This is a genomic window from Sunxiuqinia dokdonensis, from assembly GCF_001270965.1.
Lineage (GTDB): Bacteria > Bacteroidota > Bacteroidia > Bacteroidales > Prolixibacteraceae > Sunxiuqinia > Sunxiuqinia dokdonensis.
This window is the reverse complement of sequence record NZ_LGIA01000023.1, coordinates 1-17,821: the sequence shown is the minus strand read 5'-3', so window position 1 is coordinate 17,821 and position 17,821 is coordinate 1. Positions and strand designations below refer to the sequence as shown.

Here is a 17,821-nt window from a genome sequence, read left to right as displayed (position 1 = left end):
ATGATTTCAATTCACAATATTCGCTCCATTGCCCGCTACGAAACAAAAACCTTGCTGCGAAGCTGGTTCTTTCGGATTTTTGCGATTCTGGCGATGATCTTCCTTTCGCTTTTCAACTTTGGGGTCTTAATCGAATCAAACGGAGGCGCAGGACAGTGGGCCATGAAAGGTTTGCCATCCATTATTCCTTATACCAACTTGTTGTTTCTGAATGTAGTTCAGGCGGTGATTGCCATTTTCCTGGCTTCCGACTTCCTGAAACGTGATAAAAAACTGGATACCACCGAAGTAATCTATATGCGTCCGATGACCAATGGCGAATATGTTATTGGGAAAACGCTTGGCAATTTGGTTGTCTTTATCGTGCTGAATCTGATCATCCTTACAATTGCCTTGATCTTTAATCTGATCACCCAAAACACGGCGGTAAACTGGTTGGCCTACGGCGCCTATTTTTTGGTGATCAGCGTGCCGACCTTGATTTTTATTATGGGGCTTTCGTTCCTGATCATGTCCATTATTCGCAACCAGGCCGTCACTTTTGTGGTTTTGCTTGGCTATGTGGCCATTTCCCTGTTTTATCTTCAGGATAAGGTTTATTACCTGTTCGACTACATGGCATTTAATATTCCGCTCACTTTTTCCGATTTCGTTGGATTCGGCAATCTCGAGACCATTTTGATCCACCGGGGTATGTATTTGAGTCTGGGAATCGCCTTTATTTTTTACACCGTCTTGCTTTTGCGCCGTTTGCCGCATTCCGAATCCATGCGGATTTTTTCTTTCTTGTTTGGAACCATAGCCTTGGCGGGCGGTATTTTCCTCGGAAGTATGCACGTTGGTTCGTTCCTGAAAAATCAGAACCTGCGGGAGGAAATGATCAGCCTGAATGACCAATACCTGGATGTGAAGCAACTGGCCATTTCAAACTACGATATTCAGCTCAATCACCAGGGTGGAACCATCAGTTGCGAAGCCACACTGGATGCACGAAACGATGCGAACGAAACTTTGTCAACCGTTTTATTCAGCCTTAACCCCGGCTTGAACTTGACCCGGCTGACGGTTAACGGAAAAGAACAAGCCTTTGAACGGAAGTTGGGCTTGGTTGAACTGACCCGCCTGCAAGTGGCTCCCGGTGAGCAGTTGAAACTCGGCTTTTCCTATTCGGGAACGATCAACGAGGCCGCTTGCTTTTTAGATATTGACGACGAAACCCGGCAGGCGGCTTACCGCAATTTCATGTACCAAATTGATAAGCGCCATGCTTTTATCACACCGGAATATGTGCTGCTGACCCGTGAAAACAACTGGTACCCGATTCCTGGTGCCGGCTTTGGCGCGAAAAACAAACAATGGCTGTCGCGCCAGTTTAGCAACTACCGGCTCGAAGTGAACACCCAGCCTGGCCTCACCGCTGTTTCGCAAGGCACTGTTGAAGAAGATGGCGGCCGCTTTGTGTTTAGCAACTCGCATGCGCAATCTCAAATCTCACTGGCTATTGGCCATTACGAGCGAATGAACAAAGAAATTGACGGGCTGGAGTTCAGCATTTATTACCGAAAAGGGCATGATTATTTTTCTGAATTTTTCGAGGAAATAAAAGATACGATTCCGGGAATCATTACCGAAACCATCCAGGACTTTGAACGAAATGTCGATTTGTATTACCCGTTTGAGCGTTTTTCCCTGGTTGAAGTGCCCATTCAGTTTTATTCGTACGAACGGGTTTTAAGCGGTGCCCGCGAGCAAATTCAACCCGAAATGATTTTGTATCCCGAAAAAGGCTTGCTGATTGATGAAGCCGACTTTTACGGGCGCATGGATCAGCGACGCCGTTGGGGTGGCGGCGGTGATGAAAATTTGACGCCCGAAGAAAAGAAGATCCAGGTGTTGCAGAACTTTCTGGCCACCTTCACCCGGGAACAAGGACGACCTGATTTTAGTCGTACGCAGGGCGAAGTTCAGGTTGAGGAAAAGCAAAATGCTTTTTATGCCTTTCCGCTTTTCTACAATTACGCTTTTTACATTCGGTCTGATCGTTGGCCGGTTGCCGACCGCGTGTTTGAAGCTTATAAAAAGCAAGCGTCCACCAATCCGGGTATGGGCTGGATGCGCGATTTGCAGGGCATGTCGGAAGATGAACAAGGAAACCTGGCGCTCTTGTCCCAAAGTTTTGAAGAGATTTTGGATGATCCAACCCATAAACAGATTGTGGACAATGTCATTCAGTTGAAAGGAAAGGCCTTATTCTCCGTTATTAAACGCAAAGCGGAGGAAGAAGCATTTGAAGACTTTCTGTACGATTACTTGAGGGATGTCAAATTTAGGGCTTCGAGCATTCAGGATTTTAACGATGCCATTTTGGATGAATTTGGCATCGATTTGATTCCCTACATGGAAGGTTGGTTTAGCAGCACGCAGTTGCCCGCATTTTTGGTTGGCAATGTCACCGCGGTGAACGTGCTCGATGGAGATCAGCTGAAAACCATGGTCAAATTTAAGGTGAGCAATACCGAAGATGTGGAAGGAATTATTTCGGTTGAATTTCGCTTGGGCGGAGGTCCGGGAGGGGGATTTGGCAGAGGCGGTGGCGCACCCGAAACCATCAATAAGTTGATTCATCTCGAAGGGCACCAAACCAAGGAAGTGAGCTATTTGCTCAGTGGTACTCCGCGCGGAGCCAACATCAATACGCTGACGTCGAAAAATATTCCGTCTGAAATCCGTTTGCCGCTCGACAATATTGAAGAAGATAAAAAAGCGGTTCCTTACGAGGGAGAAAACATCACCGACAGGCCGGTTCGTATTGCCGAAGACAACGAAATTATCCTCGACAATGAGGATGCTGGGTTTGCTGTGGTTGGCGAAGATGAAACTAGCTTGTTGCGCAAGCTGCTGATTACCGAGGAAACAAGCACCGGCAAATATTCTGGTTTTTCGAGCTGGCGTGCTCCGCGAAACTGGACGTTGACCACGCATTCCAATTTTTATGGGGCTTACATTCGTTCGGCTTATTACCTGCGCTCGGGCGAAGGCAATAAAGTGGCCACCTGGAATGTCCCAATCAAAGAAGAAGGTTACTACCAGGTTTATGCTCATGTGTATAAAGAAGAACGCCGGGGGCGCCGGGGTGGTGATGATGGTGAATACCATTTTATTGTGCATCACGATGATGGCGATGAAGAAGTGCTTGTTGACCTGAAAACTGCGGAAGTGGGTTGGAACTTGCTTGGCGGGTATTACTTTTCGCCCGACACCGCAAAAATTGAATTGACCAACCAGTCGGAAGCCCGCATGGTGGTTGCCGATGCAATCAAACTGATAAAACAATAAAAGTAACAGATTTCATATGAAACGATTTTTCACAAAACTCAAATTCCTGATTTTGCTGGCCTTGTTTCCGGGCAGCATGGCTTTCGGACAGCAATTGTTGAACCTGGAGCGGGCACTGGACATCGCCTCGCAAAACAGTCCGGATATCCGGCGCTCGTTGCTCAACCTGGAACGTTCACAAGAATCGCTCAATGCCCAAAAGGCAGCCCTAAAATCGCAGTTCTCATTGAGCCTGAATCCGATTGAATACAGTCGGACCCGTTCTTTCGATGATTATTATTCAAGCTGGTACACCAACGAGTCGCTTGGAACATCGGGCACATTTACCGTTGCGCAGCCCATTTTGGTGACCGATGGAACCTTGTCGCTGGTGAACCGTTTTGGATGGCAGAAAAGTACCAGCGACATCAACAATATTGAAGACCGATCCTTCACCAATAACCTGTACCTGAGCCTCAGTCAGCCGTTGTTTACCTACAACCGCTTACGCCTTCAGCTAAAGGAGTTGCAACTGGATTTGGAAAATTCAAACCTCAGCTATGCCATGCAGCGACTCAACCTGGAGCGGCTGGTGACCCAATATTTCTACAATGTTTACATGGCACAAATGAGCCTGACCATTGCCGAAGATGAATTGGCCAATACGGAGAAAAGTTTCGAAATCACCAAAAATAAAGTGGACGCCGGCTTGGCTGCCCGGGAAGAATTGTACCAGGCCGAGTTGAACTTTGCCACTGCCAAGTCGAATGTGCAGAATCAGCAGGTGAGCCTTGAAAATTTTAAGGACCAGTTTAAGCAATATATTGGGATGGATATTTTTGAGGAAATTGCGGTGATGACCAGCGTGGATGTGAACACGGTGGATGTGGATTTGCAAAAGGCCATCGAATATGGATTGAGCTCACGAATGGAGCTTCGCCAGCGCGAGATTGATATTGAAACCTCGCAATTTGATTTGATCCGAACCAATGCCTTGAACGAATTTGAGGGAAACATGAACCTTTCGGTCGGGATTATTGGCGACAACCGCAAGCTGGGTGACATTTATGAAAATCCAACCAACAACCCGCGGGTTTCGCTGTCGTTCAATGTTCCGCTATTCGACTGGGGTGAAAAGAAATCACGAATCAAAGCGCAGGAAGCGGTTATTAAAACTCAGGAGCTGGGTTTTGAGCAAGAGAAGGTCCAGATCATTATGGATATCCGCCAAGTGTACCGCTCGCTTCAAAATATCCGTAACCAGATTGATATTGCCGAGCAGAACGAACGAAATGCACAGCTGACCTACGAGATCAACCTCGAACGTTATGCCAACGGCGATCTCACCAGTATGGACCTGAACTTATTTCAAACACAGCTTTCGGAAAAGAAAATGTCTTATGCTCAAGCTTTAATCGATTACAAAGTTGAATTGCTCAACCTGAAGATTCAATCCTTGTATGACTTTGAGCAGCGTAAAGGAATTGTTCCGGAAGACTTAATCCTGAAAAGTAAAAACTAAAACACCATCCTTATAAAAAGCAATCCCATGAAGATCAATTTGTATCATTTCGTTATTTTATTCGCGCTACTGGGTTTGGCAGCGTGCAATAACCAAAGCGCCGATTCGCAAGCTGAAATCGCCATTCCTGTTTCTGTTGTAGATTTGAAACCCGGATTTATTGAACAAACCATCAATACAACCGGGACCGTGACCGCCACCAAAGAAGCCATTTTGACCACCGAAATGGCTGGACGGTATTCGCTGGCAACCAACTCGCGCACCGGCAAACCGTTTATGCTGGGCGACCGGGTAACCAAGGGGCAAGTCATTGTTGAGTTGGAAGATGAGGAGTACCTCAACAACCTGGGGATGGAAGCCAAAGAGCTGAACCTGAAAATATCGGAACAAAACTATACCAAGCAAAAATCGCTGTTCGACAAAGGCGGAGTCACCCAAAGTGAGTTGAGCAATGCCGAAGTATCAGCGGTCAATGCCCGCGACAGTTACGAACTGGCCAAAATTCAACTCGAAAAAATGAAGGTGCGCGCCCCTTTCAATGGGGTAATTACCAAATTGCCCTATTTTACGCAAGGCAACCGGGTTGCCAGCGGAACGGAAGTCGTGAGCCTGATGAGCTATGAAAAGCTTCAGATGGAAGTCAACCTGCCCGAAAAATACATCAACCAATTGGAACAAGGGCAGCAAGTTCGCGTGATGAATTATACCCTGCCTGAAGACACGCTTCATGGCGTGGTGCAAGAGCTGTCGCCGGCTATCAGCACCGAAACCCGCACATTTACCGGAAAACTCAGCATCGATAACGACGAACTGAAGTTGCGCCCGGGCATGTTTGTCCAGGCGGACATTATTCTGGATCGTAAGGATAGTGTGATTGTTATTCGCAAAGATGTGATTATTTCAAACCAACGGGGAAAATCTGTCTTCGTTGTTGAGCAGGGAACTGCAGAACAGAAGCAGGTCACATTGGGCTATGAAAATAAGGACCAGGTGGAAATTACTTCCGGCCTGAAAGTTAACGACCGACTGGTCGTGAAAGGGTTCGAAACCTTGCGTAGCCGTTCGAAAGTAAAAATCATCAAATAGAAAGGAAGTACCGTGAAGAAGTTAAGCGAATTTTCGGTCAAGTATCCGGTTACCGTTTTGATGATGGTGCTTGGGGTGGTTCTGCTGGGCTACATCTCGTACGACAAGCTGGGCGTTGACCTTTTCCCGGACTTAAACAGCCCGCGCCTGTTTATCGAACTGGAGTCGGGCGAACGGCCACCGGAAGAGATGGAAAGCCAGTTTGTTGAAAACCTCGAGGCCTTGGCTATCCGCCAATCCGATGTGGTGGAAGTGTCGTCGGTGTCGAAGGTGGGAAGCGCCCAAATTACCGTTGAATATGCCTGGAACAAAAATATGGATGATGCCTTTCTGGATTTGCAGAAAGCCGTGACTTCCTTCTCCCAAAACCAGGATATCGACGCCATCAACATTACACAGCACGATCCCAACTCGTCGCCGGTGATGCTTGTGGGACTGAGTCATCCGACCATTAATAACATGAACGAGCTGCGCAAAGTAGCCGACAACTATATCCGTAACGAACTGATTCGCCTCGAAGGAGTCGCCGAAGTGGAAGTTTCAGGTGCCGAGGATGTGGAGGTGTTGATTGAAACCAGTGACTACCTGCTCGATGCTTTTGGCCTGACGATGGACGAAATCAGTAGCCGCATTGCGAGCTTCAACCAGAGTATTTCGGGTGGAAGCATCGAAGAAATGGGCTTGCGTTATGTGGTCAAGGGAGTCAGCCTACTGACCGATATTGAGGATTTTGAAAATGTCATTGTCGGCTACAAACAGGTTGCAGCCGACAACGAAGCAGCGGCTTTTGCCCCCATCTTTTTACGCGAAGTGGCCAAGGTCAGCTTTCAAAACAAGGAAGCCGACAATATCGTGCGCCTCAATGGCAAGCGTTGTTTGGGCCTTTCCATTTATAAGGAAACCAAGTTTAACACAGTAAAAGCGGTGGAGGAAATTAACGCGGGCCTGAAAGATATTCAAAAGGCATTGCCCGGTTATGAGTTACAACTGGTGACCAACCAGGGGAGTTTTATCAGCGACGCGATTAATGAAGTAGAGGAGTCGGCCTTGTTTGGAATTGTGTTGGCCGTTTTTGTGCTTTTTCTTTTCCTTCGTCGTGCCGGCAGTACTTTAATTATCAGCATCGCCATTCCCATTTCCATTATTGCCACCTTCAATCTGATGTATTTCAACGGGCTTAGCCTGAATATTATGACTCTGGGAGGGCTGGCACTGGGTGCCGGTATGTTGGTTGACAATGCCATTGTGGTGATGGAAAACATTTTCCGAAACCACGAGTCGGGCATGTCCGTTCGCGAAGCAGCCATTGAAGGGACAGCCCAGGTTGGCGGTGCCATCACAGCTTCCACCATCACCACCATCATCGTGTTTTTGCCCATTGTGTATTTGCATGGCGCTTCGGGCGAACTCTTTAAGGACCAGGCCTGGACTGTGGCGTTTTCTCTGATTTCGTCGCTGGCCGTCGCCATTTTGGTTATTCCCATGTTGTTCGACCTGTTTTATCGAAATAAGAAAAAGAAAGTGCGCTCGCGTTCGGTTCAGGTGAAAGGCTACGGTCATTTTCTGGCAAGAATACTGAAAATGAAGTGGACGATTATTGTGCTGGCCACCGTTCTTGTTGGTGGATCGGCGCTGTTGCTTCCCTTCATTGGGACGGAATTTATGCCCAAAACGGAAACCCGTGAATTTAGCTTGGACATTCGTTTGCAGGAAGGAACCCGGCTGGCACGGACCACTGCTGCTGTTGAAAATATGGAAGCCATTGTGACCGAATTACTGGGCGAAAACCTGGAGACGGTATTCAGTCATGTGGGTCCGTCAAGTGGCGTTGGCGGTTCGGCAACCGATATTTTTCAGGGTGAAAATACAGCCACCATCAAACTGATTTTGAGTCCCGAAAGCCAACTGGCTTCCACCGATGCCATTCGGAAAATTAGCCAGGCGGTGGGGGAGATTCCGGGGATGGAAATCAGCTATCAGCAGGATGAGACTGCCCTGAAAAGCATCATGGGAACTGACGAAGCACCTTTGGTGATTGAAGTTCAGGGCGAAGATCTGGAGGTGATTGAAACGCTCGCTGCGGAAGTAAAAAGCCGGGTGGAAGGTTTGCCGGGCATGTACAATTTCGAGTCATCGTTGGAAGAAGGTTCGCCCGAAGTGGAAATCCTGGTTGACCGACTGCGTGCAGGCATGTACAACCTGAGCGTGACGAACATCATTTCCCAAATTCAGGATCAATTGATTGGCCAAGCCTCGGGTCAGGTGAAACGCGAAGGCGAAATGCAAGACATTGTCATTAAAGTGCCCGACAAGGGGCTTTCGCAGCTGGACGAGTTGAAGATTACCAGCTCGAACCAACAATTTATGGTGAACGAATTGGCTGAAATCCGGATTGGTCAGTCGCCGAAAGAAGTGTATCGGCGCAATCAAAACCGGATTGGCAAAATAACCGGGCAGCTGGAAAAAGACATGCCGCTCGACCGGGCGGTGAAAGACATTCAGGAAGCCATCGCGCCAATGAATATTCCGCCGGACTACCAAGTCAACATTAGTGGTGAAGAAGCCAAGCGGAAAGAGTCGATGGCCAGTTTAAGTTTTGCACTGATCCTGTCAATCATACTGGTTTACATGGTGCTGGCCTCCCAGTTCGAGTCGTTGTTGCATCCATTCACCATTTTGCTGACCATTCCGCTGGCGGTGGTTGGCTCCATCCTCGTATTTTTCATGTTGGGCAAAACGCTGAACATCATGGCCTACATCGGGATCATCATGCTGGTGGGCATTGCGGTAAACGACTCCATCATCTTTGTCGACCGGATTCTTCAACTTCGAAATGAAGGAATGGAACGTTTGGAGGCTATTTTACAAGCCGGCCAGCAGCGGATTCGCCCCATCATCATGACCAGTTTAACCACCATTCTGGCTTTGTTCCCGCTTACATTGGGGCTTGGCGAAAGTGCTTCGCTGCGTTCACCCATGGCGCTGGCCGTTATCGGCGGGCTGGTAACCTCAACCTTGTTGACCCTGGTTGTGATTCCGTGCATGTACGAAGCCATTGAAGGGATTAAAGACCGGATCAGAAATCATAATTGACGATTTGCTCATTTGCGATTTACAGTTTGTAGATGGTAAACAGCTAAATAGGAAATAGACCAATGAAACGAACATGTTGCTCCGCACATAAACACTAGTGAAAATAATTTTCAGCAACATGTGAGTTCCATCAGACCACTGAAAACAAATTATTTACTGATGAAATTTATAATCGATAGAAAGACCCTGATCAGCATGTTGTTTATAGGACTAACCCTGCTGGGCTACGTCTCTTATAAACAACTGGGTGTGGAGCTGTTGCCCAACGCAGAGCTCCCGTTCCTGTTTGTTCAGGCTGTTTCAAACCAGGAAGCCGATCCGGAGTACCTCGAAAATCAGGTGGTCGTTCCCATTGAAGGTGCGGTGGGAACGCTCGAAGGCATCGAGTCGCTCGAGTCGAATATCACCTCCCGCATGGGAACCGTGGTTGTTTACTACCAGAAAGGAGTTGATTTCAGTTTCGCCTATCTCAAACTTCAGGAAAAAATCAATGAGATACAAGGGAGCTTGCCCGAAGGAGTCCAGGTGAGCGTGAACCGGGTGGACCTGTCGCAAATGAGCAACCAGTTTATGGAGCTGCAAGCGCGCGGCAGTGGCGGTGTTGACCGGATCAGAAACATCGCTGATGAGGATATTGCACCCGCCCTGGAAAACCTGGATGGCATTGCCGGTGTGAATGTGTTTGGCGGGCAGGAAAAATCCATTGAAGTGATTTTGAATATGGAGGCCTGCGAAGCTTATAATATTACCCCGGGGCAGGTGCGTTCACTGCTGTCGCAAAACTCCCAATCGCGCACCTATGTGGGTGCTGTGAAAGAAAAGGAAAAGCATTACTTTGTCCATGTTACCGCCGAGTATGATCAGGTGAGTGATCTGGAAAACCTGGTGGTTGCCGAAGGCCCCATCTTGTTAAAAGATATTGCCAACGTTCGGTTTGGGGTGAAAGAAGAAACCAGCTACAGCCGCGTGAACGGGCAGGATGCGGTGACCATTCGCCTGATTAACGACTCGCAGGCCAACCAGATTGAACTGTCGCATAAGACGTTGGAGCTGGTAGAACGACTCAATGAGAAGCTGGCCCGTAAGGATGTCGAACTGTTTGTTCAGGATAATTCGGCCGAAACCATGGAGAAAAATATCGACCAGATCATCAACCTGGCATTGGTTGGTGGATTGATGGCCGTGTTTGTGCTCTGGATGTTTCTGAAAAATATTCGCATTGTCGCCTTCATCGCGCTGGCCATTCCCGTGTCGGTGTTTACTGCTTTCAACTTATTTTACGCTTATGATATCACTTTAAACAGCCTGACGCTGGTGGGTATGGCGCTGGCTATTGGTATGTTGCTCGACAACAGTGTGGTGGTGCTCGAAAATATATACCGGCTGGCGGGTAAGGGGATGGAACCGGACTCGGCCGTCACCCAAGGAACCACCGAGGTGTGGCGATCAATCGTGGCGGCCACACTGACCACCATTACCGTGTTTTTGCCCTTTGTTTTCTCCACCAATTTCATGATTGAAATGCTGGGCAAAAACGTAGGGGTTTCCATCATTTCGACCTTGCTCGTTTCGCTGGTCGTGGCACTGCTGTTTGTGCCCATGGCTATTCACTTCATTCTGAAACGGAAAAGTGGCAAGGCCATTTCGTTTGAAAAAGTAACCACCAACAACCGGATGGTGCAGGTGTACCTGTTGCTGCTCAAGTCGTGCATGCGCAATCCTGCCGGAACGATTATCGGAGCAGTCGTCATCTTTTTTATCACGGTATTTGGTAGTTTGGCGATCAGCGTCAGCTCCTTGCAGGAGGTGGAAGAAGATCAGATTCACCTGTATATTACTATGCCTTCGGGCTCAAGCCTTGAAACGACCGATGAAACGGTGAGTAAGATTGAAGAAAAGCTGGCCGACCTGAAAGAAAAACAGGATGTGATTAGCACGATTGAAGAGGAAGAGGCGGTGGTCACTGTAAAACTATTGGAAGATTTTGAAAAGATTGATGGACGAAATTTTGCTGAGATTAAATCGGTGGTGGGCGAGCTGACCAGAAACGTTGGTGCGGCTGAAATCTCCTTCGAGCAAAGTAGCTCCGGAGGCGGAGGTGGCGGCGGCTTTGGCGGCGGACGTAACATGATGGGCAATTTTCAGCGCCTGTTGGGGATTGGCAGCAACGAGGAGAAAGTGGTGCTGAAGGGGCAGGATTTTGAGATGATGCAAACCGTAGCGGAAGACATTGAATACTTTTTGGATGAACTTGAATTTATCAACCGCGTGCGGCTCAACGTGTCCGACAACAGGCCGGAAGTGCACATGTTGTTTGATCCTTTGCTGATGACCGAGTACAACATCAACATGAATCAGGTCACCAGTGAGCTGAACTCTTTTTCAGGCGAAATTTCAACGGGCGTACAGTTTAACCAAGGGCTCGATGAATACGAAATCATCATTCGGCAAGGCGAGCAAGATCCTTTGGAAGAAGAGCCGCCCCGAACCATGGACGATTTGAAGGTGCTGCAGGTGAGCGATGCGGCAGGCGGTTTACACGACCTGCAAAAATTCACCCAATTGGTTTACGCCCGGGGATTGGCCGGTATTAACCGGGTGAACCAGGAAAAGCAAATTGAAATAACCTACAGCCTGATTGATGAAGCCCGGCAGTCAAACGAACTGCTGGAATCGTACCGCTTCGAGATTGATGAACTGATTGCTTCGTATAATTTTCCGGCGGGCGTGGCGGCCGAAGTTATTCATGAAGAGGATGATCTGGGCGAATTTAAATTCCTGATTCTGGCGGCCATCATCCTTATTTTTATGATTCTGGCTTCGGTGTTTGAGTCGTTTGCCACACCATTTGTCTTGCTGTTTTCCATTCCGCTGGCTGCCATCGGCTCGCTGTTGGCGCTAATCCTGACGGGCAACAGCCTGTTCAATGCCAACACCATGATTGGCTTCCTGATCCTGTTGGGCGTGGTGGTCAACAATGGCATTATTCTGATCGACTACAGCAATATATTACGTAAGCAGGGCTACCGGCGTCCGCGTGCCTTGATGACTGCCGGCTTGTCGCGCGTTCGCCCCATCCTGATTACCACCATTACCACCATTGTTGCGATGGTGCCGCTGGCTATGGGCCAAGCTGAATATGTGAGTGTGATTGGAGCTCCGTTTGCCATCATTGTCATTGGCGGACTGGCGCTGAGCACCGTGCTGACACTCATTTTTATCCCGACATTTTATTCGGGGCTCGAAAGTGCGCTGGAGTGGTTCAACCAGTTGGACTGGAAATTAAAGGTGTTCCAGATTGCTGCCATGGCGGGCACCTTGGCCATGATTTATATTGAAGTAGATGAGCTGACCTGGCAGTTGCTCGATACGGTGTTAGCCGTGGTGCTGATTCCGGGAGTCACCTGGTTTGTGTTGAATAGCCTGAAAAAAGCGGGAACCCGACTGGTTGCACCCGACGAACGGGTTCATATTGTCATTCAAAACCTGGTGAAAATTTATGATCGTCCGGGACGTTTTTCACGCGAGTGGGCCGGTGGTTTGAATATCCGGCGCCGGGCAGGACTGGAAAAGGATTACCACTCCATTAAAGAATTTGATCAACTTATCTGGCAATTGCCCTTGCTGGCTTTCATGATCTATTTTACCTTTTTCTTTTTGAGTTCGGTATTTTGGATCAGTTTTATGCTGGTCATGATTTACTTGTATCTCAACCAGATATGGAAACCAGTGGCCATTTACCTGGATCACCGGCATGCAGTAAGCAAAAAAGGTGTTTATAAGTTGATTCAGAAATATGCAATACTGTTTTTGTACTGGCTGTTACCTTTGGTCGAATTATTTATTCTTTGGAAGAAAACCGACTTCATTGGGTTTGTCGTCGCTTTTGCGGTGTTGTGGTACCTGGCTTTGCTGATTTCAGTTACAGCCAAACGATTGTATGAAGAAAAAGTGAACATTGACCGTATCACCGGGCGCTTTGGAAACCTCAGAAGAGCAACTTTGCGATTGGTGAAACAGATTCCGGTGATTGGCAAGCGTAAGGTTCCGTTTAAAGCGCTGAATGGCGTTTCGCTCGAAATTGGTACCGGCATGTTTGGCTTGTTGGGGCCCAATGGCGCGGGCAAGTCGACCATGATGCGGATCATCTGCGGAATTTTTGAACAGAGCTACGGCAAGGTCTGGATCAACGGGATTGATACACAGGAAAAGCGCGAAGAGCTGCAAGGCCTGATCGGTTACCTGCCGCAGGAGTTTGGAACCTACGAAGCCATGCCCGCCCAGGAGTTTCTGGATTATCAGGCGTTGCTAAAAGGCCTGACGGATGCGAAAGAACGGCGCGAGCGAATTGAGTATGTTCTGAAGGCGGTACACATGTGGGAAAAGCGGGGCGATAAAATTGGCTCCTTCTCCGGCGGAATGAAACAGCGCATCGGTATTGCACAAATTCTGCTTCACCTGCCCAAGATTTTGGTGGTGGATGAACCCACGGCTGGCCTTGATCCGCGCGAACGCATCCGGTTCCGGAACCTGCTGGTTGAGCTGAGCCGCGAGCGCATCGTCATTTTCTCAACGCACATTATCGAAGACATTTCGAGCTCGTGCAACCAGGTAGCGGTGATCAACCGGGGACAGGTGAAATATCACGGCACACCGATCGACATGGTGAACCTGGCCGATAATCTGGTCTGGCAGTATGATGTGCCTGCGTCCGACTTCGATAAAATGCCGAACAAGCACATGGTAACCCATCACATGCGGGTGGGCGACAATATCCGGGTACGGATGCTGAGCCACAAAAAGCCGGCTGATGGAGCCATCATGGCCAAGCCGGTGCTGGAAGATGCTTATTTGTGTTTGATAAAGGATTTGAAATAATGGGGCGATATTATTGCCTGAGTTTAAGAGGAGTCATTCCGAACTTGTTTCGGAATCTGTTTCAGAGTGATGAGATCCTGAAACATGTTCAGGATGACTTGATCAATTAATACCAATCATTGCGAACAACATGAACACACTCAAACTAAAAAATACATTGAACCTTGTTGGAAAGATGATCCAATACAATTTCCGGATCATATTCGGGGGTCGTTTTATCTGGTTTTTGCTGGCGGCTTTTGCCTTTTTCGCTTTTGTGGCCATCATGGCGGTGTGGAACGGCGAGCTGCCCGATGAAGAGTTTGTGTACGACACCCTGCTTTTCCCGGCTATTTTGCTCATCTTTTACCCGATGACCTTTGGCATTCAAAATGATCTGGACGCCGGGATTTTGGAAATCTTGTTTGGCATCCCCGACTACCGCTACAAAGTTTGGCTGGTGCGTTTGGTGCTGGTCTTCGTGTTGGTCTTTTTGCTGCTCATTGGCTTTGCCGGTATCAGCTACATATTCCTCACACCGGTTAACCTGTTCGAAATGACCCGACAGCTGATGTTCCCGGTATTCTTTTTGGGAGGCATGGCTTTTATGTTTTCCACCATCATTAAAAATGGAAACGGAACAGCCGTTGTCATGGTCATTCTTGGTGTTTTTCTGCTTATTATTAGTGAAGCAACGGAACGGACCATGTGGAATATTTTCATGAACCCGTTTAACCCGCCACGCAACATGAATGAGATGATTTGGGAAGGCATTGCCCTGAAAAACCGAATTTTCCTGGTGGCCGGAACGCTGGTATTTATTCTCTACGGATTGTTCAATCTACAAAAACGGGAGCGGTTTATTTAGTGGCGAAGTGCCTGGTTGTGTGCCAGAAAGGCTTGGTGGTCATTCAAAACCTGACGTCCGCAAGCTTTGGTTCTTTGTCAAATACCCTTTTTGCGAAGGGGCAGAGTGGCAAAATTTTGATTCCTTTTTGACGGGCATACGCTACCGCTTCCATCACCAGTTGTTTGCCAAACCCTTTGCCGCCATAGCGTTCGTCTACTCCGGTATGGTCAATGATGAACCGCGATTCCCCGGCCCAGGTGTAAGTCATTTCCCCGGCTAGCTCCCCATCTTCGTAAATCACGAAGCGTCCCTTTTTGCCATGGTCTTCCTGTCTGATTTCGGCCATGGGCTAATGTCCTTTGATGCTTAAAGCTCCCGAAGGGCATTGGGCAACCTGATCAATCAACTCCTGCGATGTGGCATTTTCAATTTGAATCCACGGTCGTTCTATCGGCTTGTAAACCTTAGGCAATGTTTTAACACAAACACCGGAATGGATACATCGATCCGGCTTCCATAAAATCGTGATTTCTCCGTTGCTGTACTCTTTTGTTTTCATTTGCTTGTGGTTTTAATGATGAGTCTTCGACTGAACGCCATTGGGCGAATGCCTACCATTAAAAGCGTGTAACATCGAAATTGTTCGCACAGGCCTGGTTGACTGTCCCACCAACTCATCATCCAATCACCAATTAGCTAATGACGAGCTCGTAAAGTTTCGAGTTCCAAGTTTCAAGTTCAGCCAGCGACGAATGACAATTAAATGGCCATCAATGACTATCAAATGACTAATGATCGAATGACGAGCTCGTGAAGTTTCGAGTTTCAAGTTCAACCAGCGACGAATGACAGTTAAATGACTAATGATCTAATGACCAATGACCAATAATCAATCATCTATCCCTCAATCTCCTGTCCCAAGTGTTTTTTGATTTGCTGTTCAACCTCCAAGGTTAGTTCTTTCACGTCGCGTCCTGCCGGATCGATTGGCGGCAAAACGGTGTAGGTCAGTGGTGTTCCAAAAGTCATGGGATAGTAGCCTTTGGGCATCAGCTCAAAGTTGCCGTCAATCACAAAAGGCACGATGATGGCCGATGGAGCTGCCCGCAACAGGCTGGCAATTCCGGCAGGTTGGAAGGTTTTTACACGCCCGGTTTTGCTCCGTGTTCCTTCGGGGAAGATGCTGGCAGCGTAGTTTTCTTTTTCGATGTGTTTTCCCAGGCGGGTAATTTCCACAATTGATTGGCGCCCGTTTTTACGGTCAATTAAAGCCGAGCCCCCGTGCCTGAGGTTATACGAAATACTGGGAATGCCTTTGCCCAGTTCCTGCTTCGACACAAACTTGGGATGATGCTTGCGAAAACCCCAAACGATGGGTGGAATATCCAGGGTATTTTGATGGTTGGATACAATGATCAAAGGGCGTCCCTCAGGGAGCAATTCAAAGCCCCGGAAACGAATCCGGCAGCCCATGATTGACAAACTGTAGATAAGCAAGAAGTTGAGTATGTCGACCGCCTTTTTTCGCGGATGATAACCACCCAGTCGGCGGCAAAGCATTTGTACGGGGTGAAACACCAACAGCAACAAGCCAAAAACCAGTAGGTACACGGGTGTCAGCAAATATCCAAGCACATTTTTCATTGCACAATAAATTGATTTTAATGCCACAAAAGAACAAAAAATATGGGAAAGCTGTACTTTGGGGCAGAAGGTTTCCCAAGCTCGGATTCTGTTTTCTCAAAAACGCCGAATCCACAGATCATAAGGGCTGGAGGCTCCTGGCATGGCGCCCATACAATAACCAATCACTCGTGACCAATATTGATATCTTTCGTCCGTTTGGCCCAGCGGTCGCGGGCGAGCTGTTGCATATCCGTCTGAATATCTTTTTCGTCCGTAATCTCCAACCCCAGGATGGTTTCCATGACGTCTTCCATGGTTACCAATCCTTCTGTTCCACCATATTCATTAATAATCAGGGCGATGTGTTCTTTGTTAAATAATAGTTTTTCGAACAGAACCGGCACCGTAATATTCTCGTAGCAAACCACAATTTCTCGTTTTTGTGATGCCAGTAAATCTTCGGTGGCGCCGGCAGCCAGTTTTTCCATCACATCCTGTTTCAGAACGTAGCCGGTAATTTTGTCGATACTTTCCTGGTAAATCGGAATCCGTGAAAACTGAAAGAAACTTTCCTGCCCAAAAAAGTTGGATAAAGTCATGGTGTCGGGTGCTGCCAGCATGACGGTGCGCGGAGTCATGATCTCTTTGACTTTAATATCGCGCAGCCGAATCAGGTTGATGATGATTTTACTTTCGGTCTCCTTAAATATACCTTCATCCAACCCCAGCGAAGCCAGCATAGCAACTTCTTCGCGGCTGACTGACTGCTCTGGTTTGTTTTTGGAAACGGCACGGGTAATAAATTCTGAAAAAAGTACTAGTGGGTAAGTGATGATAATCAACAGATGAATGACTCGTGCTGCAGGCAGGGAAAGCTCGCGCCAAAAACTGGCTCCAATGGTCTTTGGTATAATTTCGGAGAGCACCAGGATGAGGATGGTCAGCACAGCCGAGATTAGGCCAAAGTGGGCGGCACCAAACACTTTGACCGCTTCGGCGCCAACGCCGGCCGCTCCAACCGTGTGCGCAATGGTATTCAAGGTGAGTATGGCCGCCAGCGGACGGTCAATTTTATTTTTCAGGTCTTTCAGTATTTTGGCCGCCTGGCTTCCTTCCTGCTCCTTTAAATAAATGAAGGAGTAATTGACGGAAAGCAAAACCGCCTCGAGAATCGAACATAAGAAGGAGATCCCCAGGGCCACGGCCAAATAAAACAGTAACATACTCATGTGGATCGGTATTTTTGGCGAAAAGATAGCAATTGTGTCGGACAATGCGATCAATTCAGATGAAAAGTTCCGAAAGCATATTAAGTTGTGCAGTTTAGATCCTACGCAAAATGTGCGTTTGGTCTCCTGCTTTGCAGCCGTTGGCCGCTTCCCCGTTTTTTCGGGCTGCTTTTACTTTGGTGTAAGTGATTGGTTTCAAGGGATAGATCGGAAGAGGGTGGTCTAGTTTTTTTTTTTTTTTTT

General features: G+C 47.9%; 10 protein-coding genes. 6 read left to right on the top strand and 4 right to left on the bottom strand.

Annotated elements, in window-relative coordinates; genetic code table 11:
* The 6 genes from NC99_RS02210 to NC99_RS02185 all read left to right on the top strand — a co-directional run bounded on the left by NC99_RS02210 (window position 1) and on the right by NC99_RS02185 (window position 14,741).
* Window positions 1-3,336, top strand: coding sequence for a golvesin C-terminal-like domain-containing protein (locus NC99_RS02210; RefSeq protein ID WP_053179406.1), 3,336 nt, complete (start codon window positions 1-3; stop codon window positions 3,334-3,336).
* 16 nt (window positions 3,337-3,352) lie between these two features.
* A complete protein-coding gene (locus NC99_RS02205) occupies window positions 3,353-4,837 on the top strand; it encodes a TolC family protein (protein WP_053179404.1) in 1,485 nt (494 codons plus the stop codon).
* A 27-nt stretch (window positions 4,838-4,864) separates the two neighbouring features.
* On the top strand, window positions 4,865-5,923 hold the full coding sequence (locus tag NC99_RS02200) for an efflux RND transporter periplasmic adaptor subunit (RefSeq protein WP_053179402.1): 1,059 nt from the start codon (window positions 4,865-4,867) through the stop codon (window positions 5,921-5,923).
* A gap of 12 nt (window positions 5,924-5,935) precedes the next feature.
* Window positions 5,936-9,016, top strand: a complete 3,081-nt coding sequence (locus tag NC99_RS02195; RefSeq protein ID WP_053179401.1) for an efflux RND transporter permease subunit — start codon at window positions 5,936-5,938, stop codon at window positions 9,014-9,016.
* A 159-nt stretch (window positions 9,017-9,175) separates the two neighbouring features.
* Complete coding sequence (locus NC99_RS02190) at window positions 9,176-13,894, top strand: efflux RND transporter permease subunit (RefSeq protein ID WP_053179399.1); 4,719 nt, start codon at window positions 9,176-9,178, stop codon at window positions 13,892-13,894.
* 130 nt (window positions 13,895-14,024) lie between these two features.
* Window positions 14,025-14,741, top strand: coding sequence for a hypothetical protein (locus NC99_RS02185; RefSeq protein WP_053179397.1), 717 nt, complete (start codon window positions 14,025-14,027; stop codon window positions 14,739-14,741).
* A 43-nt stretch (window positions 14,742-14,784) separates the two neighbouring features.
* Here the strand turns inward: NC99_RS02185 and NC99_RS02180 are convergent, their stop codons facing one another.
* The 4 genes from NC99_RS02180 to NC99_RS02165 all read right to left on the bottom strand — a co-directional run bounded on the left by NC99_RS02180 (window position 14,785) and on the right by NC99_RS02165 (window position 17,578).
* Window positions 14,785-15,069: a GNAT family N-acetyltransferase gene (locus NC99_RS02180; protein WP_053179395.1), complete on the bottom strand. Its 285-nt coding sequence runs from the start codon at window positions 15,067-15,069 to the stop codon at window positions 14,785-14,787.
* Between the two features lie 3 nt (window positions 15,070-15,072).
* Window positions 15,073-15,282 (bottom strand): (4Fe-4S)-binding protein, encoded by a 210-nt coding sequence (locus tag NC99_RS02175; RefSeq protein WP_053179392.1) that lies wholly within the window; start codon window positions 15,280-15,282, stop codon window positions 15,073-15,075.
* Between the two features lie 338 nt (window positions 15,283-15,620).
* Window positions 15,621-16,367 carry a lysophospholipid acyltransferase family protein gene (locus NC99_RS02170; protein ID WP_053179390.1) on the bottom strand — a complete coding sequence of 249 codons (747 nt, stop codon included), beginning with the start codon at window positions 16,365-16,367 and terminating at the stop codon, window positions 15,621-15,623.
* Between the two features lie 164 nt (window positions 16,368-16,531).
* Window positions 16,532-17,578 (bottom strand): CNNM domain-containing protein, encoded by a 1,047-nt coding sequence (locus NC99_RS02165; RefSeq protein WP_053179387.1) that lies wholly within the window; start codon window positions 17,576-17,578, stop codon window positions 16,532-16,534.
* Window positions 17,579-17,821: the final 243 nt, after the last annotated feature.

What these genes read in the sequence shown, in the direction of transcription:
- NC99_RS02210 (WP_053179406.1), top strand. Translation starts at nt 1, where the DNA reads ATGATTTCAATTCACAATATTCGCTCCATTGCCCGCTACGAAACAAAA.
- NC99_RS02205 (WP_053179404.1), top strand. Translation starts at nt 3,353, where the DNA reads ATGAAACGATTTTTCACAAAACTCAAATTCCTGATTTTGCTGGCCTTG.
- NC99_RS02200 (WP_053179402.1), top strand. Translation starts at nt 4,865, where the DNA reads ATGAAGATCAATTTGTATCATTTCGTTATTTTATTCGCGCTACTGGGT.
- NC99_RS02190 (WP_053179399.1), top strand. Translation starts at nt 9,176, where the DNA reads ATGAAATTTATAATCGATAGAAAGACCCTGATCAGCATGTTGTTTATA.
- NC99_RS02185 (WP_053179397.1), top strand. Translation starts at nt 14,025, where the DNA reads ATGAACACACTCAAACTAAAAAATACATTGAACCTTGTTGGAAAGATG.
- NC99_RS02180 (WP_053179395.1), bottom strand. Translation starts at nt 15,069, where the DNA reads ATGGCCGAAATCAGACAGGAAGACCATGGCAAAAAGGGACGCTTCGTG.
- NC99_RS02175 (WP_053179392.1), bottom strand. Translation starts at nt 15,282, where the DNA reads ATGAAAACAAAAGAGTACAGCAACGGAGAAATCACGATTTTATGGAAG.
- NC99_RS02170 (WP_053179390.1), bottom strand. Translation starts at nt 16,367, where the DNA reads ATGAAAAATGTGCTTGGATATTTGCTGACACCCGTGTACCTACTGGTT.
- NC99_RS02165 (WP_053179387.1), bottom strand. Translation starts at nt 17,578, where the DNA reads ATGAGTATGTTACTGTTTTATTTGGCCGTGGCCCTGGGGATCTCCTTC.